Annotated in this window: 14 protein-coding genes and 4 tRNA genes; 9 read left to right on the top strand and 9 right to left on the bottom strand. The window is 55.7% G+C overall.

The window, feature by feature from the left end; translation table 11 throughout:
* The first annotated feature begins 59 nt into the window (after window positions 1-59).
* Together STH12_RS15925 and STH12_RS15920 are read left to right on the top strand one after the other, a co-directional pair.
* Entirely contained in the window at window positions 60-1,190 is a 1,131-nt protein-coding gene (locus tag STH12_RS15925) for a pyridoxal-phosphate-dependent aminotransferase family protein (protein ID WP_126168454.1), read from the top strand.
* Window positions 1,191-1,268: 78 nt separating this feature from the next.
* On the top strand, window positions 1,269-1,985 hold the full coding sequence (locus tag STH12_RS15920; RefSeq protein ID WP_126168453.1) for a substrate-binding periplasmic protein: 717 nt from the start codon (window positions 1,269-1,271) through the stop codon (window positions 1,983-1,985).
* Here STH12_RS15920 and STH12_RS15915 read toward each other — a convergent pair.
* Both STH12_RS15915 and creD read right to left on the bottom strand, forming a co-directional pair.
* Complete coding sequence (locus tag STH12_RS15915; protein ID WP_126168452.1) at window positions 1,982-2,740, bottom strand: phosphatase PAP2 family protein; 759 nt, start codon at window positions 2,738-2,740, stop codon at window positions 1,982-1,984. The two genes, STH12_RS15920 and STH12_RS15915, sit on opposite strands and share 4 nt — an antisense overlap.
* A gap of 120 nt (window positions 2,741-2,860) precedes the next feature.
* Window positions 2,861-4,294: a cell envelope integrity protein CreD gene (creD, locus tag STH12_RS15910; RefSeq protein WP_126168451.1), complete on the bottom strand. Its 1,434-nt coding sequence runs from the start codon at window positions 4,292-4,294 to the stop codon at window positions 2,861-2,863.
* Between the two features lie 275 nt (window positions 4,295-4,569).
* On the opposite strand from creD, the gene STH12_RS15905 reads away from it, so the two are divergent.
* Window positions 4,570-5,469, top strand: coding sequence for a hypothetical protein (locus STH12_RS15905; RefSeq protein ID WP_126168450.1), 900 nt, complete (start codon window positions 4,570-4,572; stop codon window positions 5,467-5,469).
* A 134-nt stretch (window positions 5,470-5,603) separates the two neighbouring features.
* A complete protein-coding gene (locus STH12_RS15900) occupies window positions 5,604-5,912 on the top strand; it encodes a hypothetical protein (RefSeq protein ID WP_126168449.1) in 309 nt (102 codons plus the stop codon).
* 199 nt (window positions 5,913-6,111) lie between these two features.
* On the opposite strand, the gene ubiK is transcribed toward STH12_RS15900, so the two are convergent.
* The 5 genes from ubiK to STH12_RS15875 all read right to left on the bottom strand — a co-directional run bounded on the left by ubiK (window position 6,112) and on the right by STH12_RS15875 (window position 13,731).
* Window positions 6,112-6,360, bottom strand: coding sequence for a ubiquinone biosynthesis accessory factor UbiK (ubiK, locus tag STH12_RS15895; protein ID WP_126168448.1), 249 nt, complete (start codon window positions 6,358-6,360; stop codon window positions 6,112-6,114).
* A gap of 126 nt (window positions 6,361-6,486) precedes the next feature.
* Window positions 6,487-8,643, bottom strand: a complete 2,157-nt coding sequence (gene katG / locus STH12_RS15890; RefSeq protein WP_126168447.1) for a catalase/peroxidase HPI — start codon at window positions 8,641-8,643, stop codon at window positions 6,487-6,489.
* Between the two features lie 281 nt (window positions 8,644-8,924).
* Window positions 8,925-11,996, bottom strand: coding sequence for a multidrug efflux RND transporter permease subunit (locus tag STH12_RS15885; RefSeq protein ID WP_126168446.1), 3,072 nt, complete (start codon window positions 11,994-11,996; stop codon window positions 8,925-8,927).
* A gap of 12 nt (window positions 11,997-12,008) precedes the next feature.
* Window positions 12,009-13,127: an efflux RND transporter periplasmic adaptor subunit gene (locus STH12_RS15880; protein ID WP_126168445.1), complete on the bottom strand. Its 1,119-nt coding sequence runs from the start codon at window positions 13,125-13,127 to the stop codon at window positions 12,009-12,011.
* A 43-nt stretch (window positions 13,128-13,170) separates the two neighbouring features.
* Window positions 13,171-13,731: a TetR/AcrR family transcriptional regulator gene (locus STH12_RS15875; protein ID WP_126168444.1), complete on the bottom strand. Its 561-nt coding sequence runs from the start codon at window positions 13,729-13,731 to the stop codon at window positions 13,171-13,173.
* A 144-nt stretch (window positions 13,732-13,875) separates the two neighbouring features.
* On the opposite strand from STH12_RS15875, the gene rep reads away from it, so the two are divergent.
* Window positions 13,876-15,888, top strand: coding sequence for a DNA helicase Rep (rep, locus tag STH12_RS15870; RefSeq protein WP_126168443.1), 2,013 nt, complete (start codon window positions 13,876-13,878; stop codon window positions 15,886-15,888).
* A 103-nt stretch (window positions 15,889-15,991) separates the two neighbouring features.
* On the opposite strand, the gene STH12_RS15865 is transcribed toward rep, so the two are convergent.
* The gene (locus STH12_RS15865; protein ID WP_126168442.1) at window positions 15,992-18,601 is read right to left on the bottom strand and encodes a bifunctional diguanylate cyclase/phosphodiesterase; all 2,610 of its coding nucleotides are present in this window, start codon (window positions 18,599-18,601) and stop codon (window positions 15,992-15,994) included.
* A gap of 217 nt (window positions 18,602-18,818) precedes the next feature.
* On the opposite strand from STH12_RS15865, the gene STH12_RS15860 reads away from it, so the two are divergent.
* The 4 genes from STH12_RS15860 (at window position 18,819) to STH12_RS15845 (ending at window position 19,255) form a co-directional block, all read left to right on the top strand.
* Window positions 18,819-18,895, top strand: a tRNA-Arg gene (locus STH12_RS15860).
* A 35-nt stretch (window positions 18,896-18,930) separates the two neighbouring features.
* Window positions 18,931-19,006, top strand: a tRNA-His gene (locus STH12_RS15855).
* Between the two features lie 24 nt (window positions 19,007-19,030).
* Window positions 19,031-19,107 (top strand) — tRNA-Pro (locus tag STH12_RS15850).
* A gap of 71 nt (window positions 19,108-19,178) precedes the next feature.
* A tRNA-Pro gene (locus STH12_RS15845) sits at window positions 19,179-19,255 on the top strand.
* Between the two features lie 385 nt (window positions 19,256-19,640).
* On the opposite strand, the gene STH12_RS15840 is transcribed toward STH12_RS15845, so the two are convergent.
* Window positions 19,641-21,560: a bifunctional diguanylate cyclase/phosphodiesterase gene (locus STH12_RS15840; RefSeq protein WP_126168441.1), complete on the bottom strand. Its 1,920-nt coding sequence runs from the start codon at window positions 21,558-21,560 to the stop codon at window positions 19,641-19,643.
* Between the last annotated feature and the right edge of the window lie 4 nt (window positions 21,561-21,564).

Here is a 21,564-nt window from a genome sequence, read left to right as displayed (position 1 = left end):
CCAATAAAATAACTCAGACCTCAATGCGGCACCGCCGCGACAACCTACAAGGAGTCTCCATGCAAGCCGCTCCCAAGATAGCGCCCTTTATGCCGCCACGCCGTATTTTGATGGGCCCGGGCCCTTCTGATGTGTATCCCGAGGTGTTGCTGGCCCAGTCGCGCCCCACCGTGGGCCATCTGGATCCCTTGTTTGTGGCCATGATGGATGAGCTTAAATCCCTGCTGCAATATGCCTTTCAGACCCAAAACGAGATGACGCTGGCGGTATCGGCGCCGGGTAGTGCCGGTATGGAAACCTGTTTTGTGAATCTGGTGGAGCCGGGCGAAAAAGTGGTTGTATGCCGCAATGGGGTGTTTGGCGAGCGGATGCGCCAGAACGTGGAGCGCTGCGGTGGTGTTGCTGTGGTGGTGGACTTCCCCTGGGGCGCACCGGTTGACCCAGACGTGGTTGAAGGGGTGTTGAAGCTTAATCCCGACGCCAAATTTCTTGCCTTCGTCCATGCCGAAACCAGCACAGGTGCGCTATCGGATGCCAAAACCCTGTGCGCCCTTGCCCGTGAACACGGCTGCCTGTCGATTGTCGATGCCGTGACTTCTCTTGGCGGGGTCGAGCTCAGGGTCGATGAGTGGGGCATAGATGCCATCTATTCTGGCAGTCAGAAGTGCCTGTCCTGCGTACCGGGCCTGTCACCTGTGTCTTTCTCCCCAAGGGCGGTTGAGAAGCTTAAAAGCCGCAAGACTCAGGTGCAGAGCTGGTTTTTGGATCAGACCCTGGTAATGGGCTACTGGAGTGGTGGTGGCAAGCGCGCTTATCACCACACAGCGCCGGTTAATGCCCTCTATGCGCTGCACGAGTCACTGCGGCTGCTTGCCGAAGAAGGCCTGGAAAATGCCTGGGCCAGACATCAAAATATGCATCAGCTGCTGAAGGCCGGCCTTGAGAAACTTGGGTTGGGCTTTGTGGTGGATGAGGCTTACCGCCTGCCGCAGCTCAATGCCGTGTACATTCCAGAAGGTGTGGATGATGCCGCTGTGCGCAGTAGCTTACTTGGTCGCTACAACCTCGAGATTGGTGCCGGACTTGGGGATCTGGCGGGTAAAGCCTGGCGGATCGGGCTGATGGGCTATGGCGCCCGCGCCGAAAACGTGGCCCTGTGTCTGCGGGCGCTGGAAGAGGCGTTGGCTTAAGGAGAAACCGCGCTGCGGATTGGTCTGTTCGGTTGTCAGCGTCTATAGTTTAAGACAATGATAATTAGAAGGGATCTTATGCGCTTATCCTTGTTTTTGCTGGCGATGTGTCTGGCGCTCGCCAGCCATGCCGCCACTGTCACCATAGGCGCTCCAAACAATAAGCCGCCCTACGTGCTCGAAGACTCCGAATCCGGCCTCGAGCTTGAAATTATCCGTGCCGCCTTTGCCGAGGTTGGCATGGATGTTCGCTTTAAATTCTATTCCCGCAAACGCCAACTGTTGTTCTACGAAAAGGAACGCCTCGATGGGGTGATGACGGTGAACAGCTATTTCGGTCTGCCGGGCTATGCCTCTGATCACTATATCTATTACCGCAATGTCGCCATCAGCTTAAAAGAGCGGGGGGTGAAGCTTCGGCAAATCATCGACTTAAAGAATTACAGCGTGGCAGCCTTTGAAAATGCGTCCTTTATGCTGGGGGGCGAATTCCAGAAGGTGAGTAGCAACACCATTTACCGCGAGTTAAACCCGCAAACCAATCAAAACAAGATGTTATATCTAGGCCGCATCGACGTGGCGGTGGCCGACAAGTACATCTTTCTGGCCAACAACCGCTTGGTGGAAACCGAGGTGGATACCAGCCTGCCGCTGGAGTACCACGAGGTATTCCCCCGCACCGCCTATCAGCTGATGTTTCACAACTCTGTGGTGCGGGATGCCTTTAACGAGGGCCTGAAAAAAATCAAAAAAAATGGCCAGTACCAACAGCTGATGAAAACCTATTTGAATTAACGTCGAAACAGCACTGGCAGCCGTGCCAGAGCAATGCCGACCATCGCCAGTGGCAGGGCGATAAGGGTTGCCGCCAGCACGTCCTGACTGTGGTGCATCCCCAGCAGCATCCGTGAAAACCCCATAGCTACAGCCCAAATCCCAAGCAGACCACACACGCCCCAGTGCCCCGAGGCGATAAAAAACCAAAATCCACTCAGTGCCAACACGGCCGCAAACAGGGTATGACCCGAGGGAAAAGACAGGCCAACTTCGTGCTGCCAATGGTCGGCGATGGCGGCGGACAGTGGCGGCAGACTGCTGTTTTGCTCGGCAAAGAGGCGGGAGATTTGTTCCCGGCGCTCGGGTTTGGACTTCTGGTAAAAGGGCTCAAGCTCCAGCAGCCCTTGCTCGGCCATCCACTGGGCATTGGGGCGGGGCTCATCGAAGCAGGTTTTCAGATACTCATTCAGCACCAGTCCACCACCCAGGGATAAAGCCAGCGCCAGCAGCATTCGGGTCGCCTGGGCGCGCGATAAGCGATAAAACCCCAATGCAGCCACAGCTACCGCGGTAAGGGCACCCCAGGGCGCCGTGCCGGTGAAGGTTACCCAGTAGAGGGCATCTGCGCCAATGGTGTCGAGCCTGAGCAGTGGAAACAGCTTGATATCCAAAAGATAAAGCATGGCGGATGGCAGCAATAACAGCAGCCAGAACAGCAGCAGTAACAAGGGGCGCGAGCCCTGGCCAAACCGGGGGGCGTGGGTGTGGTGCATCTTAACTCCTTTGATGCGGTGGAAAGCTGAGTGTACCCGGTTGGGACAAATAAAAAAAACCGGCAGCCAAAGGAGAGGGGGGCTGCCGGTACCTTCATCGAGGCTCAAGGGATGAAGTGATTAGCCGGGCACGCTTTGGCGGCGGGTGAGGAACATCAGCGTCAGCAGGACCGCCAGCAGCAGGCCGCTGCCCATCAAGAGTGCGTAATCTTCCAGGCGCAAAATGGAGTACAGCAGGCCATACAAACCCAGCAACATCACCAGCATAATCACGCCCCGGCCACGGCTTTGGGTGGCGCTGGCCACATACGCAGGAATGCTGAGCACAGGCACCAAAGCCGCGAGCACATAGGCCATGCCAAAGCCAAGGTGTTCAGACAGCGCCAACAACAGCAGGTAAAACAGCGTCATGGCTGCGCCCACCATCAGGTACTGCAGTGGCGATAAACTCTGACCCTGACCCAGTTCAAACATCAGCAGCAAGATAAAGGTCAGGGCAACGAACAACAGACCATATTTGATGGCTCGCTCGATTTTGCCGTAGTGGGTGACGGGTTCAAACAGCTGGGTATGGGCCCGGGCTTCCAGCAGGCTCTGCCCCTGTGAAGTGCGCATGATTTGCGGATAGTTACGACTTAAATGACTGATATTCCATGAGGCGTTAAAACCATCGGCGCTGATATTGCGCTCGCTGGGGAGTATGCCGGTAAAGCTGGGATGGGGCCAATCGGCGCTGAGGCTAAACTCGGAGGCCTCGCCAAGGGGCAGAAAGCCGATCCCCTGCGAGCCACGCAGGCGCAGTTTGAAGTCCACGGTAAAGGGAGCGTGTTCCTGACCCAGTTGCAGGGGCCGATGAAAACCTCGATTCAGCGCCTCGATGGCAAGGCCGGTGCCGGACATCAGATCGCCGCCGACCCGTGGACCATCACCGCTGACCACAAAGCTGTCTACCCCGTCTATTGCCTGATTGGCGGAGAGGCCAAACACCAAACGGGCGCGGGAAAATTCGAATGATTCCAGATTGCTGATGATGGGCAGATTGACATCGAAGCTGGCCTGGCCCTCCACCCCGCTTTGGTACACCAGCGAGTGGTAGATGCCACGGTCGCGAAAGTCATGCTTGAGATCGGCCTTCATTTTCAGGTGCTTGGGAAGGATCAGCAATTCATCTTCCACAGTACTGCGACGCTGGCGACGGCTGCCATCGGCCACGGTTTCTTCGGTCAGCACGGCATAGCGGTAGGGCAGTACCAGCACTGGCCCTGTCAGCAGTTGCTCCTCACCCCAGGACTCGCCGATGTCACGTACCACGTCGCGGTACAGGCCTTCTCGTTCTGAGGCCAAATCCTGTACCAGGGTGAGTGGCACTATGGCCAGCAGACACAGCATTAGCGTAAGAGCACCTTTTAAAATCAATGACATTCTCGCCAGCAGTGCTGGGTTTTCGGTATTGCCGTACAGGCGTCTGAGCCCGGCGCGGATGGCCATAAAACCACCAAAGCCAAGGCCGCCGAGCAGCGCCAATGCCATGAGTCCAAAAAACATGTCCGCCATGATTCTTCCTTGCTGAAAATTTGGGATTGAGAGCCTGACTAATTGAAACAGTTTGGCGCTAAAACAGGGGGGCAGACCGCTGATCAATTGTGGCAAAAAGATGGCAATTGCTGACCGGCTGTACAGATTTGCGCCGTTTCTGTTTGGTCTGCGGCTGCCGGGTGAGGTGGCATTTGTGGGCAGACAGGGCATGAACTAGGCTCTAAGGAAGGGCGCTGCCTACCCGACAGAGTCTTAATACCGGGATGCCGCAAGGCATATCAAGGAGGATACATATGCACCTTATCGCCAACCAGATGGAGCCTGCGCAGGTTGCCGCGCAGCTAAGTGCCCATTTTCAGGGGGAAACCAGTGATGCCCTCTGTATGAAAGCCTGTTACAGCGCATTGTTGAGCCCGGAAGCCACCTATATCTTTTTTGCCCGCTACGCGGCACTGAACGGTTATGCCGGGCCTTTGGTGGCGCGCCTTGCCAGCAGTTTGGGGCTAAGCCGGGGGATATTTAAAGACCACAGCGAAAGCAGCGATGTTTCCGACAGGGACATGCTCATCGCCCAGCATGTGTTTGCCGCCACTGTGGATGAGTTTGGCGACAGCAAGCAGCGCGGGCTGACCCACAGAACCCTGGCACAGGGAACCGTTGAAGCGGCGGCGCGTTACGCCTGCCTGACCCGCCATCGCCGAGAACAATTAAGCCGCCTGCCGGTGCAGTATCAGCCGGTATTGCATGCCTTTATCCGTGAATATCAGGGGGAAGTTGGCAATGCCCGCGCGCTTATTCGCGCCCTTGGCTTTCATCTTGCCAGCGAGCAACGGGCCGACCGCGAATATGCGCTGATAGACGAAGTCTTTTGCCATACCAGCTGGGGCAAAGAGTTTAAGGCCTGGCTTGCCGACAACAAACGTGTTGAGCTGGCGGGGGAGTCGATTCCCGCCTGGTACTGGGTCGCGACCCATGGCCATTATGGTGGCACCGGCGTTGAGTGGGAGCACTTCGATGAAGCCCTGGGCGCTATTCGCCTGGCAAGGCTATACAGTCCTATATCGGTGGATGAGTTCGACCATCTGATAGAAGTGGGCTATCAGGCCTTTATCGACCTGATAGACACGGCCTTTGTGGCGCTGGCGGCAGAATGCGATGCCCTGGCCGAGACCGATTCGATGGCCTTTGCCTGATAGGTGTGGTTAAGCCGTGCTGATAAAATCTTGCCCATATCACGCCTCTTGCCGTTGTGCTGGCCTATGCTTAACAGGTCAGCAAACCCCGGCTACGCCACGCCAAAGGTTGCCGGGGATACGGGAGGTATCTGATGAGCTACTCCGTTCAATTTACCCTGGCTATCCGCAGTTTTGATCAGAAACGGGCGGCGTTTTTATCGAAAAAACTCAGCTTGCCGTTTGTGCCCTTCGTGGGGCTGAGGCTGGTGGAGCCCTCCGGCAACAGCGAACCTGTTGTGTCTGTGGCCTGGTCCAACGAAAGCCAAAGTTTTCATTGCCATATCGACGCGATTCAAGCCCAGATGCCTTCAGGCTGTGAGCTGGATTTGGACTATATGATTGAATCAGCGAGAGATAACGGCTGGGAAGGGGCTGCCAAGATATACCAGTTGGCCGCCTGATATCGCCGCTTTCGGCGCTGTTTTCAGTGGACGATACTGACCTCGTCCAGGCTGGGTTTTGCTGTGCAGAAATATGGCTTGGATGGGGAAAATGCCGTGCGGCATTCAGCGCCAGCCTTCAGATATCAAGCTGGCAAACAAAAGCTTATAAACAAAAAACCGGGACGAACCCGGCTTTTTAGTGTCTGAATCAAAAGGCTTAATTGCCCAGTTTCTTTTCCAGCTCATCGACTTTGGCTTGCAACGCTTCCAGCTTTTCGCGGGTACGCAGCAGCACGTGTTGCTGTACTTCAAATTCTTCCCGGGACACCAGATCCAGCTTCATCAGTTGGCTTTGCAGTACCTGCTTGCTGCGATCTTCCATTTCACCGGCAAACTGCTTCAGGCCGGACGGCAGGTTGTCACTGAGCTGCTTGGCGAGCTCCTCGATTTTTTTGGGATTCAGCATCTGTCATTCCGCCTTGGTTTGAGTTGGCTCGATTGTACCCCAGCCAATGCCTAAGCCCAAGTGCCTCGGTGGATGAAGAAACGCCTCCCAGTGGAGGCGTTGTCAGTCTGGACGGACCTTGTTTGCCTAAGCATCGAAGCGGTCGGCATTCATTACCTTGCACCAGGCGGCCACAAAGTCCTTCACAAAGGTCTCCTTGTTGTCGTCCTGGGCGTAGTACTCGGCGTAGGCGCGCAATACCGAGTTGGAGCCAAACACCAAATCGACCCGGGTGGCGGTCCATTTTTTCTGGCCACTGGCTCGCTCACATATTTCATAGAGATTGTTGGCAACAGGCTTCCAGCTGTAACTCATATCGGTGAGGTTAACGAAAAAGTCATTGCTGAGGCTGCCGGGATTGTCGGTCAGCACCCCGTGGGCTGTGCCACCATGGTTGACCGCCATGGCCCGCATGCCGCCAATCAGCACCGTCATTTCCGGCGCAGATAGCCCCATCAGTTGTGCCCGGTCGAGCAGCATTTCTTCCGGCGTGACCACAAAGTCCTGTTTTTGCCAGTTACGGAAACCATCGGCCAGAGGCTCGAGCACCTCAAAGGAGTCGATATCGGTTTGGGCCTGGCTGGCATCACCGCGACCTGGGATAAAAGGCACCTTGATATGGAAACCGGCGGCCTTGGCAGCCATTTCAACACCGAGATTTCCGCCCAGGATCAGGGTGTCGGCAATGCTGACGCCCATGTCGCTGGCGATGGGGGATAGCTGCTCAAGTACCCTGGCCAGTCTGGTAGGCTCGTTCGCTTCCCAGTCTTTTTGTGGCAGCAAGCGGATGCGGGCGCCGTTGGCTCCGCCGCGCTTATCCGAGTTTCTAAAAGTTCTGGCGCTGTCCCACGCGGTGGCAACCAGTTCAGCGGCGCCAAGCCCTGTGGCGGCGATGCGTGCCTTCACCGCTTCCGGGTCGTACTGGCTGTTACCCTTGGGCACAGGGTCCTGCCACAGTAAGTCTTCAGCCGGTACATCGGGGCCAAAGTAGCGGGATTTGGGGCCCATATCCCTGTGGGTCAACTTGAACCAGGCTCTGGCGAAGGTGTCGGCAAAATACGCGGGATCGTTAAAGAACTTTTCGGCGATACGGCGGTAATCCGGATCCATCTTCAGCGCCATGTCGGCGTCGGTCATGATGGGGTTGCAGCGAATATTGGGGTCTTCCACATCCACTGGCTTGTCTTCGTCCTTGATGTTGACTGGTTCCCACTGCCAGGCGCCTGCTGGACTCTTGGTGAGCGCCCAATCGTAGTTGAACAGTAGATGGAAATAGCCATTGTCCCAGCGGGTGGGATGGGTGGTCCAGGCGCCTTCGATACCGCTGGTGACTGTGTTACGACCTATGCCGCGGCTTTGATGATTCATCCAGCCAAAGCCTTGTTCCTCCAGCGGCGCTGCTTCTGGCTCTGGCCCCAGATTGGCGGCGCTGCCGTTGCCATGGGCCTTACCTACGGTATGACCACCGGCGGTCAGGGCCACGGTTTCTTCATCATTCATCGCCATTCTGGCGAAGGTCACGCGCATATCCTGGGCGGTTTTCAGCGGATCTGGATTGCCGTCCACCCCTTCCGGATTGACATAAATCAGCCCCATCATCACAGCCGCCAGCGGGTTTTGCAGATCGCGAACGCCGGAATAGCGGCTATTTTCGCCGCCGCTTGGGGCCAGCCATTCTTTTTCAGCCCCCCAGTAGGTGTCTTTTTCGGGATGCCAGATATCTTCGCGGCCGAAGGCAAAGCCAAAGGTTTTCAGCCCCATGGATTCATACGCCATGTTGCCGGCCAATATCATCAAATCGGCCCAGCTCAGCTTGTTGCCGTATTTCTGTTTGATGGGCCACAGCAGGCGTCGCGCCTTGTCGAGGTTGCCATTGTCGGGCCAGGAGTTAAGCGGAGCAAAGCGCTGCGCGCCGCTGCCGCCACCGCCGCGACCGTCGGCAATGCGATAGGTGCCGGCCGAGTGCCAGGCCATGCGGATCATCAAGCCGCCATAATGGCCCCAGTCGGCGGGCCACCAGGCCTGGCTGTCGGTCATCAGGGCTTTGAGGTCTTGTTTGAGAGCCTCCACATCGAGGCCTTTGAGGGCGTCCCGGTAATTGAAACCCGGCGCCATGGGATTGGTTTTGCTGTCGTGTTGGTGGAGTATGTCTAGATTCAGGGCCTTGGGCCACCAGTGGTTTTCTGCCTGGGTGGCAGAGGTTGCACCACCGTGCATCACCGGACATTTGCCTTCATTACTCATGTTGCTGCTCTCCTTAGTACCATTCCCTGTTTCAGGGCTTCCATCAGAAAACATGGCATCGACAGGAGCTTGGCACCTGAGTCATTCAGCTGCGATTGGCCGCCGACACCTTTGGCTGCACATTGTATTGACTCCACCATACTAGTAGAGCCCGCTGTCAGCTTCCAATCAGATTTAACGATTGCAATGAGCTGTTATTTAAGCGCCGGTGCAGGCTGAACGAGGGTGAAAATGCCATAAAAAAAGCCGGGACAGTCCCGGCTTTTTGCTTGGTTCAGCTATCAGGTATTGGCTTCGACAAACTCGGGCAGCGGCTTGTGCTTTTCGCCAAGGAAGCTGTAGATCACCGGCAGTACAAACAGGGTGAACACAGTACCTATGGCAAGACCTGCCACAATCACCAGACCAATGTTGAAGCGGGCCACGGCGCCGGCACCGGAGGCAAACAGCAGCGGAATAAGGCCCGCAATCATGGCCGCGGTGGTCATCAGGATGGGGCGCAAACGGATTTTGGCCGCCAGGCTGATGGCTTCGATTCGGCCAATCCGGCGGTGCAGCTGCTCTTCCTTGGCCACTTCACACATCAGGATGCCATGCTTGGTGATAAGGCCCACCAGGGTAATCAAACCGACCTGGGTGTAAATGTTCATCGACGATAAGCCGAACACATGGGTCCAGCCCAGCGCGATGAGGGCACCACAGATGGCGAGCGGTACAGACACCAGGATCACAATCGGATCTTTCAGGCTCTCGAACTGACTCGCCAGCACCAAAAAGATGATGGCAATGGCCAGCAGGAAGGTGCTGTACAGCGCCGAGCCTTCAGTTACAAACTGACGTGCTTCGCCAAGGAAGTCATAGTTGTAGCCCTTGGGCAGCTCGTTATCGCCGATATTTTTCAGGAAGTTAATCGCATCGCCAATGGCCACGCCCGGGGTGGCAACGCCGCCCACGGTCAGTGAGTTCATCTGGTTAAAGTGCGGCAGCGAGCGTGGCTGGGCCACCATCTCGATTTCCACCAGGCTGGAGAGCGGAATCGACTTACCGTCAGCCGCCTTCACGTAGTAGTTCGCCAGCGATTCAGGGTTGGCGCGCAGTTTACGCTCCACCTGCGGGATCACCTCGTAAGAGCGGCCGTCCAGATTAATGCGGTTAACATAGCCGTCGCTCATCATGGTCGATAGCGTCATGCCTATGTCCTGCATAGTCACCCCATAGGTGCCCGCCAGATCGCGCTTGATATGAATGCGCATGCTGGCAGAGTCGAACTTGAGGTTCATCTCTGAGTAGATGAAGTACGGACTCTTTTGCACCTTATCCAGCACCTGGGTACCAATCTGGAACAGGCTCTCGAAGCTGCTGGCGGTGGTGATGACAAACTGGATCGGCAAGCCGCCCGAGGCGCCCGGCAGTTCCGGCATCTCGAAGGTGGTTACCGCCATGCCGGGAATGCCCTTCACTTCACCGGCAAAGAACTTCTGCATTTCCTTCTGGCTCTTGTCACGCTCGCTCCAGGGCACCAGCGGCGCAATACCAAAGGCCTGATTGGCATTGGGAATACCGACGAAGGCCAGTGAGGCGGCCGACTGCGGCTGGGCCTTAATCATGTCGGTCACCAGCTTCATGTTGCTCTGGATGTAATCAAGGTTCGCGGTAGAAGGCGCTGTGCCCATCATCATCACCACGCCCTTGTCTTCCTTGGGGGCAAGCTCGGCGGGGATGAATTTAAACAGCAGCGGCAGTGAGGCAAACACGATAATCGCGAAGGCCACCACCACGGCGCGCTTTTGCATCACGGCGGCGAGCATACGGGCATAGCTGTCGGTCATGCGGGTTAAGGTGGATTCCACCGCATGCTCAAACCTGCTCGGGGCGCTGTGGGCTTTAAGGATTTTCGAGCACATCATCGGCGACAGGGTCAGTGCCACAATACCGGAGATAAACACGGCGCCGGCGAGTGTCAGGGCAAACTCTTTAAACAGCGAGCCTGTGATCCCGCCCATCAGCGCAATTGGCGCGTACACCGCCGCCAGGGTGATAGTCATGGAAATCACCGGCACGGCGATTTCGCGGGTACCTATGATGGCGGCGCGAAACGGCGTTTCACCGAGCTTGATATGCCGGTCAACGTTTTCCACCACCACGATGGCATCGTCCACAACCAGACCAATGGCCAGCACCATGGCGAGCAGGGTCATCAGGTTCAAACTGAAGCCGAAGGTCTGCATGATGATGGCCACACCAATCAGCGACAACGGAATGGTCACGATAGGGATCACCACGGCCCGCAGCGAGCCCAAAAACAGGGTGATCACTACGATAACGATGATGGCGGCCTCGCCTATGGTCTTGATAACTTCATTGATGGATTCATCGATGGCGCGGGATGAATCGTACAGGATGCGCGCCTTGATGGATGGCGGCAGGTTACGTTCGATTTCCGGCAACAGGGTGCGGGCATCGGCGGCTACGGTGAGCGGATTGGCGGTTGGGGTGACATCCAGACCAATCACCACGGCCTCCTGCCCATCGGCGAGAGCGCGGTATACATCGTGGCTCTTATCCAGCGACACTTCGGCGATGTCGCCAAGGCGCACCACCTTGCCGTCACCGCTTTTAATCACCAGGCGCTTAAGTTCATCAATGGTGGCCACCTGGGTATCGGCGGTGCCGTTAAACAGGGTGTAAACGCCATTGGCCTGACCCACGGCCGACTGGAAGTTGTTGGCCTGCAGTACCTGCATGACTTCGGTGGCGCTTAAGTTAAAGGCGCCCATCCGAGCCGGGTCGAGCCATATTCTCATGGCGTACTGAATGCCGCCGTACAGGTTCACCTTGGCCACGCCATTGATGGTAAAGAGCTGCGGCTTGACCACCCGCTCCAGATAGTCAGTCAACTGACTCGAGTTAATCTGGTCGCTGGAAAAGGCGATATAGAGCACTGAAGTTTGCGAACCGGTGGACATGGTCACGGTCGGGTCTTCAGACTCTTTCGGCAATTGCGAGCGCACCGAGTTCACCTTGGCGAGAATATCCGCCAAAGCGCCATTGGGGTCGGTGTTGAGCTTCATGTAGACGTTGATATTTGACTTACCGAGAAAGCTCTCGGAGGTCATAAAATCCACGTTGTCGGCCTGGGCCAGCGCCTGCTCCAGTGGCTGGGTAATAAAGCCCTGAATAAGGTTGGCATCGGCGCCGTAGTAGCTGGTGGCCACGTTGACCACGGTATTGGTCATCTCGGGGTATTCCCGCACCTGCATGCTTTTCAGGGCGTTAAGGCCCAACAGCAGGATAAGGAAACTTATCGAAATCGCCAGCACCGGCCGCTTGATAAAGATATCGGTAAAGCGCATCCGGATGTCTCCTTAGAGCCTTGGCATGGCGTCAGATTCGGTCAGGGCCTTGTCTTCCACCACCTTCACCTTGCTGTTGTTCGACAGGCGGATTTGACCCGATGTCACCACCATATCACCGGCCTTAATGGCGCCACTTACTAAAGCATCATTGCCGCTGCGCTCCAGCACATTGACGTTCATCTGATGCACCCGTGACAGGGTTTCACCGTTTTCGGTTGTCTCTTCAACCAGATACACAGAGTTGCCATAGAGGGTGAAGTTGATGGCGGTTTGCGGCAGCACAAACTGGTTTTCAAGGGTTGGCAGTAACACATTCACCCGGGCGAACATGCCGCTGCGCAGCTTGGCGTGGTCGTTCGGAATACGCGCCTGCACCTGAATCAAACCGCTCTGGTAAAACACAGCAGGTTCGATGGCGGCAATCTCGCCCTCAAAGGGCTCGTCGGGGTAGGCATCCACAAACACATGAATTTTCTGACCTACGGCGATGCGTGGCAGCTGGGTTTGCGGGATGGTGAAGCGGATTTTCATGGTGCTGATGTCTTCCAGACGCACAATTTCGCTTCCCACCTGCAGGTATTCACCCAGGTTGATGTTGCGAATACCCACCAGGCCATCAAAGGGCGCGCGGATTTCACGGCGGCCAATGGTGGCTTCAAGGCTGTCGATATCCGATTTTAGTGCCAGATACTTGGCTTCGGCGTTGTCCAGATCCTGCTTGGATACCGACTTTTGCGCATACAGGCGCGACAGGCGCTTGTAGTCGGCTTCGGCGGCAGGCAGCTGCACCAGCTTGGACTGCAGATTGGCTTTTTCAACCTGGGTGTCCAGCGCAATCAGCAGCTGATCTTTGCTGACTTTGGTGCCGTTCTCAAAGGCTATTTGGGTGACGACCCCGGCGGCCTCGTTGGCGATGGTCACGCCCTGATGAGGCTCGACAAAGCCGATGGCGTCAATGGTGGGCTGCCAGCTTTGTGGGCTGACGGTGAGGGCGGTGACCGGAAATTCCGCTTCCGGCATATTGGCGATGGCATCGGCAATCTTGCCCTTCACAAACAGGTTAAAGCCGATGACGCTCCCCAGAGTCACCAGCGCTATGGTCAGCATGACCAGGATCCACTTCTTCATTGCCTTTTGGCTCCGCTTGATGGTGGTAATTACAGTTTAAAAATCAACGTTTGATAGCGCGCCAGCTGAGGTCACAGACCACAGCCAACTCGTCCATTGAAAAACTCAGGCCGGTGCGACGCATACGGCGGCACAGGCCAACGGCCGGCTCGAAGGCCAGCGCAAACAGCAACTCGTCATTCAGATCGACAATCAATCCCTCGGCCTTGGCCTCATCGAACAGGGTGTGCAGCGGCGCGAAGGTTTCACGCTCGAATTGCCGATGCTCAGCGCTGTTGGCACCCGGCAGGTGGGTGTATTGCTCAAAGTTGAGCCGCTCCAGGGTGCAGGTTTCACCCAGCCTGATAATGTTGAACCACACCTTGCGAAAGCGTTCTTCAATGCTGCCCTGATCGGCATCTTCCAGGATGGACTGGGCTATTTGAGTCAGCACATCGCGGCGCAATTCATCGATGAGTTCATCCTTGTCGGTGAAATAACGGTAGATGGTGCCTGCGGCTACACCGGCATCCTTGGCGAGTTTTTGCATCGACAGATTGTGCAACCCCTCGTTGGCAATGATGTTTTCCGCAGCTCTCAGTATCTGTTCCCGTTTATTGTCCATGGTTTTAATCGGTAGTGAATGAACGTTCATTCATTTTATGGTGGCGAAGTTAAATTGGCAAGCGCGGCTGTGGTCGCTCTTTGTAAAAAGGATCTGCTATGATCCCGCTTCTGTGTTCGTTTGCCCCAAGAGAAGTTTGCCCCGATGAAGCTCAACCCCGCGCAAGATGAAGCCGTCCATTATGTTTCCGGACCCTGCCTGGTATTGGCCGGGGCGGGCAGTGGCAAGACGCGGGTTATCATCAATAAAATCGCCTATCTGGTGCAAAAGTGTGGCTATCAGGCGCGCAATATTGCCGCGGTGACCTTTACCAACAAGGCGGCGCGGGAGATGAAAGAGCGTGTGGCTCAGTCGATGGGCCGCAAAGAAGCGCGGGGTCTTTGGATCTCAACCTTCCACACTTTGGGGCTGGAAATCCTCAAGCGCGAACATAAAACCGTGGGCCTCAAGGCTGGGTTTTCGCTGTTTGACGATCAGGACACTCTGGCACTGCTCAAAGAGCTCACCCTGAACGAGCTCAAAGAAGACAAAGACTTGCTTAAGCTGCTGGCGAGTGCCATTTCCAACTGGAAGGGCGCACTGGTGATCCCCGACCATGCCCGCAAAATTGCCAAAGATGAGCGTGAGCAAATGTTTGCGCTCCTGTACCAGCGCTATGCCCAGCATATGAAGGCATACAACGCGCTGGATTTTGACGACCTGATTTTGCTGCCCACCCTGCTGCTCAGGCATAACCCTGAGGTGCGCAGCCGTTGGCAGGCGCGTATTCAGTACCTGTTGGTGGACGAATATCAGGACACCAACGGCAGTCAGTACGAGCTGGTGAAACTGCTGGTGGGCGAGCGGGCCCGCTTTACCGTGGTGGGTGACGATGACCAGTCGATTTACTCCTGGCGTGGCGCCAAACCGCAAAACCTGGTGCTGCTCGGTAAAGATTTCCCCCAGCTTAAGCTGATTAAACTCGAGCAAAATTACCGCTCCAGCCAACGCATCCTGCGGGCGGCCAACATTCTGATTGCCAACAATCCTCACGTATACGACAAGTCGCTGTTTTCTGAGCTGGCATACGGCGAGCCGATGCGGGTGCTCACGGCGCTCAATGAAGAGCAGGAAGCCGAGCGGGTAGTGGCCGAGATTATCCGTCACCGCTTTGTGGGCAAAACCAGTTACGGTGATTACGCCATTTTGTACCGCGGCAATCACCAGTCCCGGCTGATTGAGCGGGCACTGATGACTAACCGCATTCCGTACAAGCTAAGCGGCGGCACCTCGTTTTTCTCCCGCGCTGAAATTAAAGACATCATGGCCTACCTGCGGCTGGTGGTGAATCCGGACGATGACAACGCCTTCCTGCGTATCGTCAACCTGCCCAAGCGCGGCATAGGTCCAGCCACGCTCGAGAAGCTCGGCAATTTTGCCAACAGCAAACATATCTCCATGTTTGCCGCCATCTTTGAGCCGGAAATTGAGCTGCATCTGGGTGCCAGTGCCCTGAACGCGTTGGAAGAGTTCGGCCGCTTTATTGTGGAGACTGGCGATATTGCCGAGCGCGGTGAAGGGGTGGATGCCATCAAGCAGCTTATTCGTAATATCAATTACGAAGATTTCCTCTATGAAAGCAGCCCCAGCGCCAAGGCCGCCGAGATGCGGATGAAAAACATCTCCGAGCTGTACCGCTGGGTGACCGAGATGCTAAACGGTGACGACTTGGATGAGCCCATGACCCTGCCGGAGGTGGTCAGCCGCCTAACTTTGAGGGACATGATGGAGCGCTCCAGCGAAGATGAAGCCGGCGATCAGGTGCAGCTGATGACGCTGCATGCCTCCAAGGGGCTGGAGTTTCCTTATGTGTTTATGATTGGCATGGAAGAGCGGATTTTGCCGCACCAGAGCAGCATAGATGAAGACAATGTGGAAGAAGAGCGCCGCCTCGCTTACGTGGGGGTGACCCGCGCCCAGCGTGAGCTGTGGTTTACCATGTGCCGCGAGCGGCGCCAGTTTGGTGAGACCATGCGCTGTGAGCCGAGCCGCTTTCTGGATGAGCTGCCTCAGGACGACTTGATTTGGGAGAGCCGCAAGCAGCCCCAGAGCGAACAGCAGCGTCAGGAGACCGGCAAGGCCAATATTGCCAACATCCGGGCCATGTTCAAAAAGTAAGGGTGGGGTAACAGTCATAACAGGACAAGGACGGCTGGCAAAGCTGAATGCCGTCCTTTTCTCCCGCCATTTTTAAGAAGATTGCCGCTTGAAGCCGATAGGCTTAAGCGTATTCCTGCTGCGCAATCACTTCGCAGGCCGTCAACTGCTGGATAAGCGGCACACCGGCCTGCGCCAGCGCATTGCGGGTACTTAGTGGCTCGCTGCCTGAGGCGATGACCCTGAGCCCCAGTGACATGGCTGCCACCGCAGATGCCGTTAAAAAGCGTACCTTTTCTGAACCAGCCTCACCCTGAGCTTCTGCCAACCGCAATGCCTGAATTGGCATTAAGGTCAGTGATTTCAGTGAGCTGAAGCCGTTGCCATAGCCCGAGAGTCCGAAATTCACCTCAAGCTTACCCAGCATATCAAACCCGGCAATATGGCTTTGGCTGTCCTGTACCAGGGCGGCTTCGTCAAAGAACACCCAGATATTGGCTGCATGCATTCTGACGTCTTTCAGCAGGTTTTTCAGTTTTCTGAGTGCATGCTTGTGTTTTAGATGAGCGCTCGACAGGCATAGATGCAGCTCGGTACTGGTCAGCCAGCCCGGCAGCGGCTGAGACAGCGCCTTTAGCAGATATATATCCAGCTCCATGCTGAGGTTGGAGCGCTCAGCAAGCTCAATGAGCGGCCCGGCATAGAGTTCCCCCTGGGAAGGGTGCTGCCAGGCGAGGGTAATGCGGTGGGCCACGGGCGTGTTGCCATCCATGGTGATTACCGGCAAGGCTCTGAGATACAGGGCATCCTGAGCCAGCGCATCCCTCAGCAGGGCTTCATCCTGGCGCTCTTTGTCGTGGGCTTCACGGCGCTTGGTATCAAACATCACATAACAGCCCTTGCCCCGGGCTTTGGCCTGATACATGGCGCAGTCGGCGTCTCTGAGGATAGACTCGGCGGTATCCTGATAGCTGCGGCCACTGACGGCCACGCCAATACTTGCCCCCGACTGGAACAGGCTGTCGCCGAGCTGGAATGGTTCAGACAGCTGCGTGAGAATACGCTCGGCCACTTCTTCGGCGTCTCTTGGGCTGTTGATATCATCCAGCAGCACAACGAATTCATCACCGCCCAGACGACCCAGGGTGTCGTTTTCCCGGATGCAGGAGGCAAGGCGCCTGGCGGTTTCAATCAGGAAGCGGTCGCCTTCCAGGTGGCCGAGGGTGTCGTTAATCTGTTTGAAGCGGTCGAGGTCGATAAACAGCAGGGCGAATTGATCGCGGCCGTGACGGCGCACATGGCGCACGGCCTGGGCCAAACGTTCGGTAAACATGCTGCGGTTGGGCAGGCCGGTCAGCGCATCATGCTTGGCATCGTGGATAAGCTGTTGCTCGACTTCGCGGCGACGCAGGATTTCCTGCTCCAACTCGCCATTGAGTTCGGCCAGTGCGCGGGTGCGCTCGGCGACCTTTTCTTCCAGCTGCTCGTAGCTCTTTTTCAAAAATTCGGCATGCTGTTTGCGCTCGATGGCGGTGCCAATGTGTTGGGAGACGAAAGTCAGCAGTTCGAGATCGCGAATTTGATAGTTCTGACTCATGCTCAGGCTGTAAATGGTCAGCGCGCCTTTCACCTCATCGCCAATAAACAGCGGCACCCCAATCCATTGGTGCATCTTTTGGGTGTTGTTGAGCTCTGGCGTTTGAGCATATACCTCACCGCGGGCGACCAGGGCCCGAATGGCACTCTGGTCCAGCAGCAGTGGCCTGCGGCGACTGAGCAGATATTCGGTCAGGCCATCGGTCAGCGGCCTGCGTTTGGGGGCTTCGGTACCGAGCTGAGAGACATAAAACGGAAAACTCAGCGCCTGCGCTTCTTTTTCTATCAGGGCGATATAACAATTACTTGCCGGAATAAGGTGGCTCAGGATGCTGTGCAGCCGGGCGTAAAAGTCGGGATGCTCAAGCCCGGTGGCCGACAGTTCGGCGATTTCAAACAGGGATTTTTGCAAGCGTTCGGCACGGCGGCGTTCGTACACTTCCAGCTTGAGCTTATCGTAGGCCTCGCTAAGCTCGCGGGTGCGCTGTTCGATGGATTGTTCGAGTTGTTCGTGGTGTCTAAGCCGCTCCATCACACCGGAAATATGGTGGCTGATAAACTCCATCAGCTCAATTTCGGTAAGACCGTAATTCACCTCAGGATTATAGGTTTGTACCACCAACACCCCTGTGGTGCGATCCTGATAGCGAATTGGCACCCCCAGCCACTGATGGCTGGCACTGCCTAGGCTGACGATATCGCCGCTGGCTTCCAGCCGTTCAAAGTCGGCCTGGCCACAGAGCGCGGTTTCGCCCTGACGAAACACATAGCCGGTAATGCCGCGCATCAGGATTTGATGCAGGTCCTCATCCGGATACATGAGTGATGGGTGCGGATCCTTTTCATCGGCAAAGAAGGGAATTTCCAGATGCTCGGTGCGATGATTATAGGTGGCGATAAAAAAGTTGTCGGCGGCGATGAGCGACTTAAGGTGGGTATGCACCCCGGCGTAAAAATCTTCAGGGGAGCTGACTTCGGTGGCGATATGGGTGATCTGCAACAGGGCATCGCGGACCACTTCGGCCCGTTTGTATTTGCCTGCCAGGCGTCGTAATCGATCGACCCGCTTGAGCAGACGGCTAATGTCGTCCCCGGATGGGGGATTGGTTTCATCCGTAAATCCAGAATCCCTTTGCATATCGCTCGCCGTAATTTTTTTGTTATTTGACGGGAAATTGACCCAAGAGAACAGCATACCCTTGAACGGGAACGCCATAAAGTGAATTCTTAGAACGTTTTTTGCGCATAGGGTAGGGGCTTTTTGTCAAAACTTGAGCAAACGAATAAAAAAACCATTTTATGCTCTGGACTCAGGGACAAATACCTCCTACTATATGCGGCGCTGACACGGCAGGGCACCCATAGCTCAGTTGGATAGAGCGCACCCCTCCGGAGGGTGAGGCCGAGGGTTCGAATCCTTCTGGGTGCGCCAGTTGGTTCGACAGTGTCAGCAAAGGAAATTCAGTGGTGACTGTAGCTCAGTTGGTAGAGTCCCGGATTGTGATTCCGGTTGTCGTGGGTTCGAGCCCCATCAGTCACCCCACTTCCTTCAGAAGGTAAAAAACGTCGGTGATTAGCGCAGTCTGGTAGCGCATCTGCTTTGGGAGCAGAGGGTCAGAGGTTCGAATCCTCTATCACCGACCACTTCTGAAAAGTCCAGTTTGAATGCCACCCGGCATTTTTTTTATTTCTGGCAATCGCATGCTCAAACATGTCGGTGATTAGCGCAGTCTGGTAGCGCATCTGCTTTGGGAGCAGAGGGTCAGAGGTTCGAATCCTCTATCACCGACCACTTTCTTCGCTTTATCCTTGCTGATTTTACTGTCTGCTTTTCCGCGTTTCACATCGCTATTGTTATTCCGCTGTCCGTATTTATTCTTTGGTTTTAATTCGTTTTGGTTGCTTGTGGCCGACTTGCTGCATTGAGCTCGCTGCAATCAAGATAATGGCCCCGCTGCCTGCAAACCTCATCAAACCTGCTGCTTTAGCTGGCGGTAGCGTTAAAGCTTACTCAAAGGCCTGCAGACGCCTTTTAAGGGCTTTGGCGAGAGCCTGTTGAGTGACTTGTGAGTATTGGCCTGTGATCCTTGCAGGCATGCCTTACGAGGCGCATCAATTGCCTTTGCGGCAAAAAGAAAGGGTGCTCAAGGCACCCTTTAGTGTATCTGAAGTCTGGCTTAGTCCACGGCCACCGGCGGGGCGATAAAGCCTTGATACGCTGTGGTCTTCAGTGGAACAAAGCGCTCCAGCTGCGGCTTTTCCTGAATACCTGTGACAATCACCTGGATTTCCAAACCGCGGGCCACGTTGACCAGCGCGCGGCACAGCTCGGCATTGTGCTGGTTTTCGTCATAGTAGGCGAAGGATTGATCCAACTTCACATAACTTGGGCGCAGGGTCTGCAGGTACGACATTGAGCCAAACTGACGGCCAAAGTGGTCGATACCAAACTTGGCACCATTATCGCGGATAATGGCACACAGGGCTTCACATGCCTCTGGATTGCTGTAGACGCCGGATTCAGGAATGTCGAAGCACAGGCGCTCCGCCAGCGGAGTTGCGCGCAGGAACTGCTGCAGCCACTGGTGGAATTCAGGATCGGTCAAACTCTGATGGGTCAGGTTGATAGCCAGCGGCTCGAAGTTACGCTCCAGCAGGTGGATATCGTGCACCTTCTGGATAAGGCATTTGTCCAGCAAGGCGCCCAGCGACAGCAGTTCGACGTATGGCATAAACTGCCCGGCATGGGCCAGCTTGTCACCAATTTCCAGCTGACAGTAGAGTTCCCGTTGCAGCAAGCCTGCGCCGTCGCTGAGTTGGATAGGCTGCCAGCGGAACTTGAACAGCTTGGCGTTGATGGCGCTGGAGAGCTTCTCGCGCCACTGCTCGCGGGTGAACAGCTGCTCTTCGTTGGACTCAAACCAATGGTAGACCTTGCCGGACTTGATGGCGCTTTGCAGCGCGTTGTCCGACTGCGCCAGCATATCTGACACTGTCATGGAGCCGATGCGCTCGGCAATACCAATGGCAAACTGCTCATTCGGCTTACCACCTGCTTTGGAGATTTCCTGATTCACAGTGCGAATAAGGGTTTGCAGGTATTTGCTGATTTGCTCTTTGTCGACATCGAACACCAGGAAGGCAAATTCGAATGCCGCAATGCGGGCCACCACGCCAGGGGCGATTTCGCCGAGCTGACTTTGCAGTTTTTCAGACAACAGCTTGATGGTTTCGTCACGTACCTGATAGCCGTACTTGGCGTGTACTTCTTCCAGCCAGTCAAACTTGGCCATAAACAGGGCGCCGCTGCCAGGTTCTGACAGCCAGCTGTTCAGGCGGCCCACCAGATATTGGCGGTTTGGCAGGTTGGAGACCTGATCCACCAGATTCTTTTTGCGAAGTGCGGTGACTTCTTCATCCAGTGAGCTGAAGATTTGTTTGAGCTGGGCAGACATGCTGTTGAACGCAATCACCACTTCCTTGAGTTCAAGGGTTTTGGGAATGGCCAGTTCAGGCCCAAATTGGCGATTGGCAATGCTCTTGGCGTGCTCGGACACCACATGCAGTGGCTTGAGGATCCAGCCCAGGCCAAAGCGGGCGAGGAAAATGGTCACCAAAAACAGGATTGAGAATACGATGATGGTATTGGTGAGGATCCGCCACAGCTCGTGGTAGCCAAAGCCCGGGTGCGCAGTAATTTCAAGTTGTGCCAGTTGCAACCAGCCAGAGGTAATGGTGCTTTCTTTTTTGATGGTGCCGAAAATACCAAGGTTGATGAACCACTCTGGCACACCCTTAATTTTCAGTGAGTTATTCCATTCTTGCTGCTTGCCATCCACAAGCCAGGTCAGCTTGACCTGTTGGTAGTAACCGCCTTCAAAAATCACATTAATCAGGGTTTCGGCGGTGGCAATGTCGCCGGTTTCCAACGCAGGAACCAGCAGCAGGCCCAATGAGTTGCTGACGTTATTGAGGTCAGATTCCATTTGGTTGGTCAAAAAGCTCTTGGTCTCTGTGAACTGCACATAGGCCAGGCTGGTTATCACCAACAGAAACAAACCAAACAATAGCGAGTACAGCTGTCGAAACAGTGTCATGCGG

The sequence above is a fragment of the Shewanella khirikhana genome (assembly GCF_003957745.1).
In the GTDB taxonomy this organism is placed as follows: Bacteria; Pseudomonadota; Gammaproteobacteria; order Enterobacterales; family Shewanellaceae; genus Shewanella; species Shewanella khirikhana.
Note: the sequence above shows the minus strand (reverse complement) of the source record. Positions and strands in the feature narration are given on the sequence as shown.

Coding starts and splice junctions, on each gene's coding strand:
- STH12_RS15925 (WP_126168454.1), top strand. CDS start 60: ATGCAAGCCGCTCCCAAGATAGCGCCCTTTATGCCGCCACGCCGTATT.
- STH12_RS15920 (WP_126168453.1), top strand. CDS start 1,269: ATGCGCTTATCCTTGTTTTTGCTGGCGATGTGTCTGGCGCTCGCCAGC.
- STH12_RS15915 (WP_126168452.1), bottom strand. CDS start 2,740: ATGCACCACACCCACGCCCCCCGGTTTGGCCAGGGCTCGCGCCCCTTG.
- creD (WP_126168451.1), bottom strand. CDS start 4,294: ATGGCGGACATGTTTTTTGGACTCATGGCATTGGCGCTGCTCGGCGGC.
- STH12_RS15905 (WP_126168450.1), top strand. CDS start 4,570: ATGCACCTTATCGCCAACCAGATGGAGCCTGCGCAGGTTGCCGCGCAG.
- STH12_RS15900 (WP_126168449.1), top strand. CDS start 5,604: ATGAGCTACTCCGTTCAATTTACCCTGGCTATCCGCAGTTTTGATCAG.
- ubiK (WP_126168448.1), bottom strand. CDS start 6,360: ATGCTGAATCCCAAAAAAATCGAGGAGCTCGCCAAGCAGCTCAGTGAC.
- katG (WP_126168447.1), bottom strand. CDS start 8,643: ATGAGTAATGAAGGCAAATGTCCGGTGATGCACGGTGGTGCAACCTCT.
- STH12_RS15885 (WP_126168446.1), bottom strand. CDS start 11,996: ATGCGCTTTACCGATATCTTTATCAAGCGGCCGGTGCTGGCGATTTCG.
- STH12_RS15880 (WP_126168445.1), bottom strand. CDS start 13,127: ATGAAGAAGTGGATCCTGGTCATGCTGACCATAGCGCTGGTGACTCTG.
- STH12_RS15875 (WP_126168444.1), bottom strand. CDS start 13,731: ATGGACAATAAACGGGAACAGATACTGAGAGCTGCGGAAAACATCATT.
- rep (WP_126168443.1), top strand. CDS start 13,876: ATGAAGCTCAACCCCGCGCAAGATGAAGCCGTCCATTATGTTTCCGGA.
- STH12_RS15865 (WP_126168442.1), bottom strand. CDS start 18,601: ATGCAAAGGGATTCTGGATTTACGGATGAAACCAATCCCCCATCCGGG.
- STH12_RS15840 (WP_126168441.1), bottom strand. CDS start 21,560: ATGACACTGTTTCGACAGCTGTACTCGCTATTGTTTGGTTTGTTTCTG.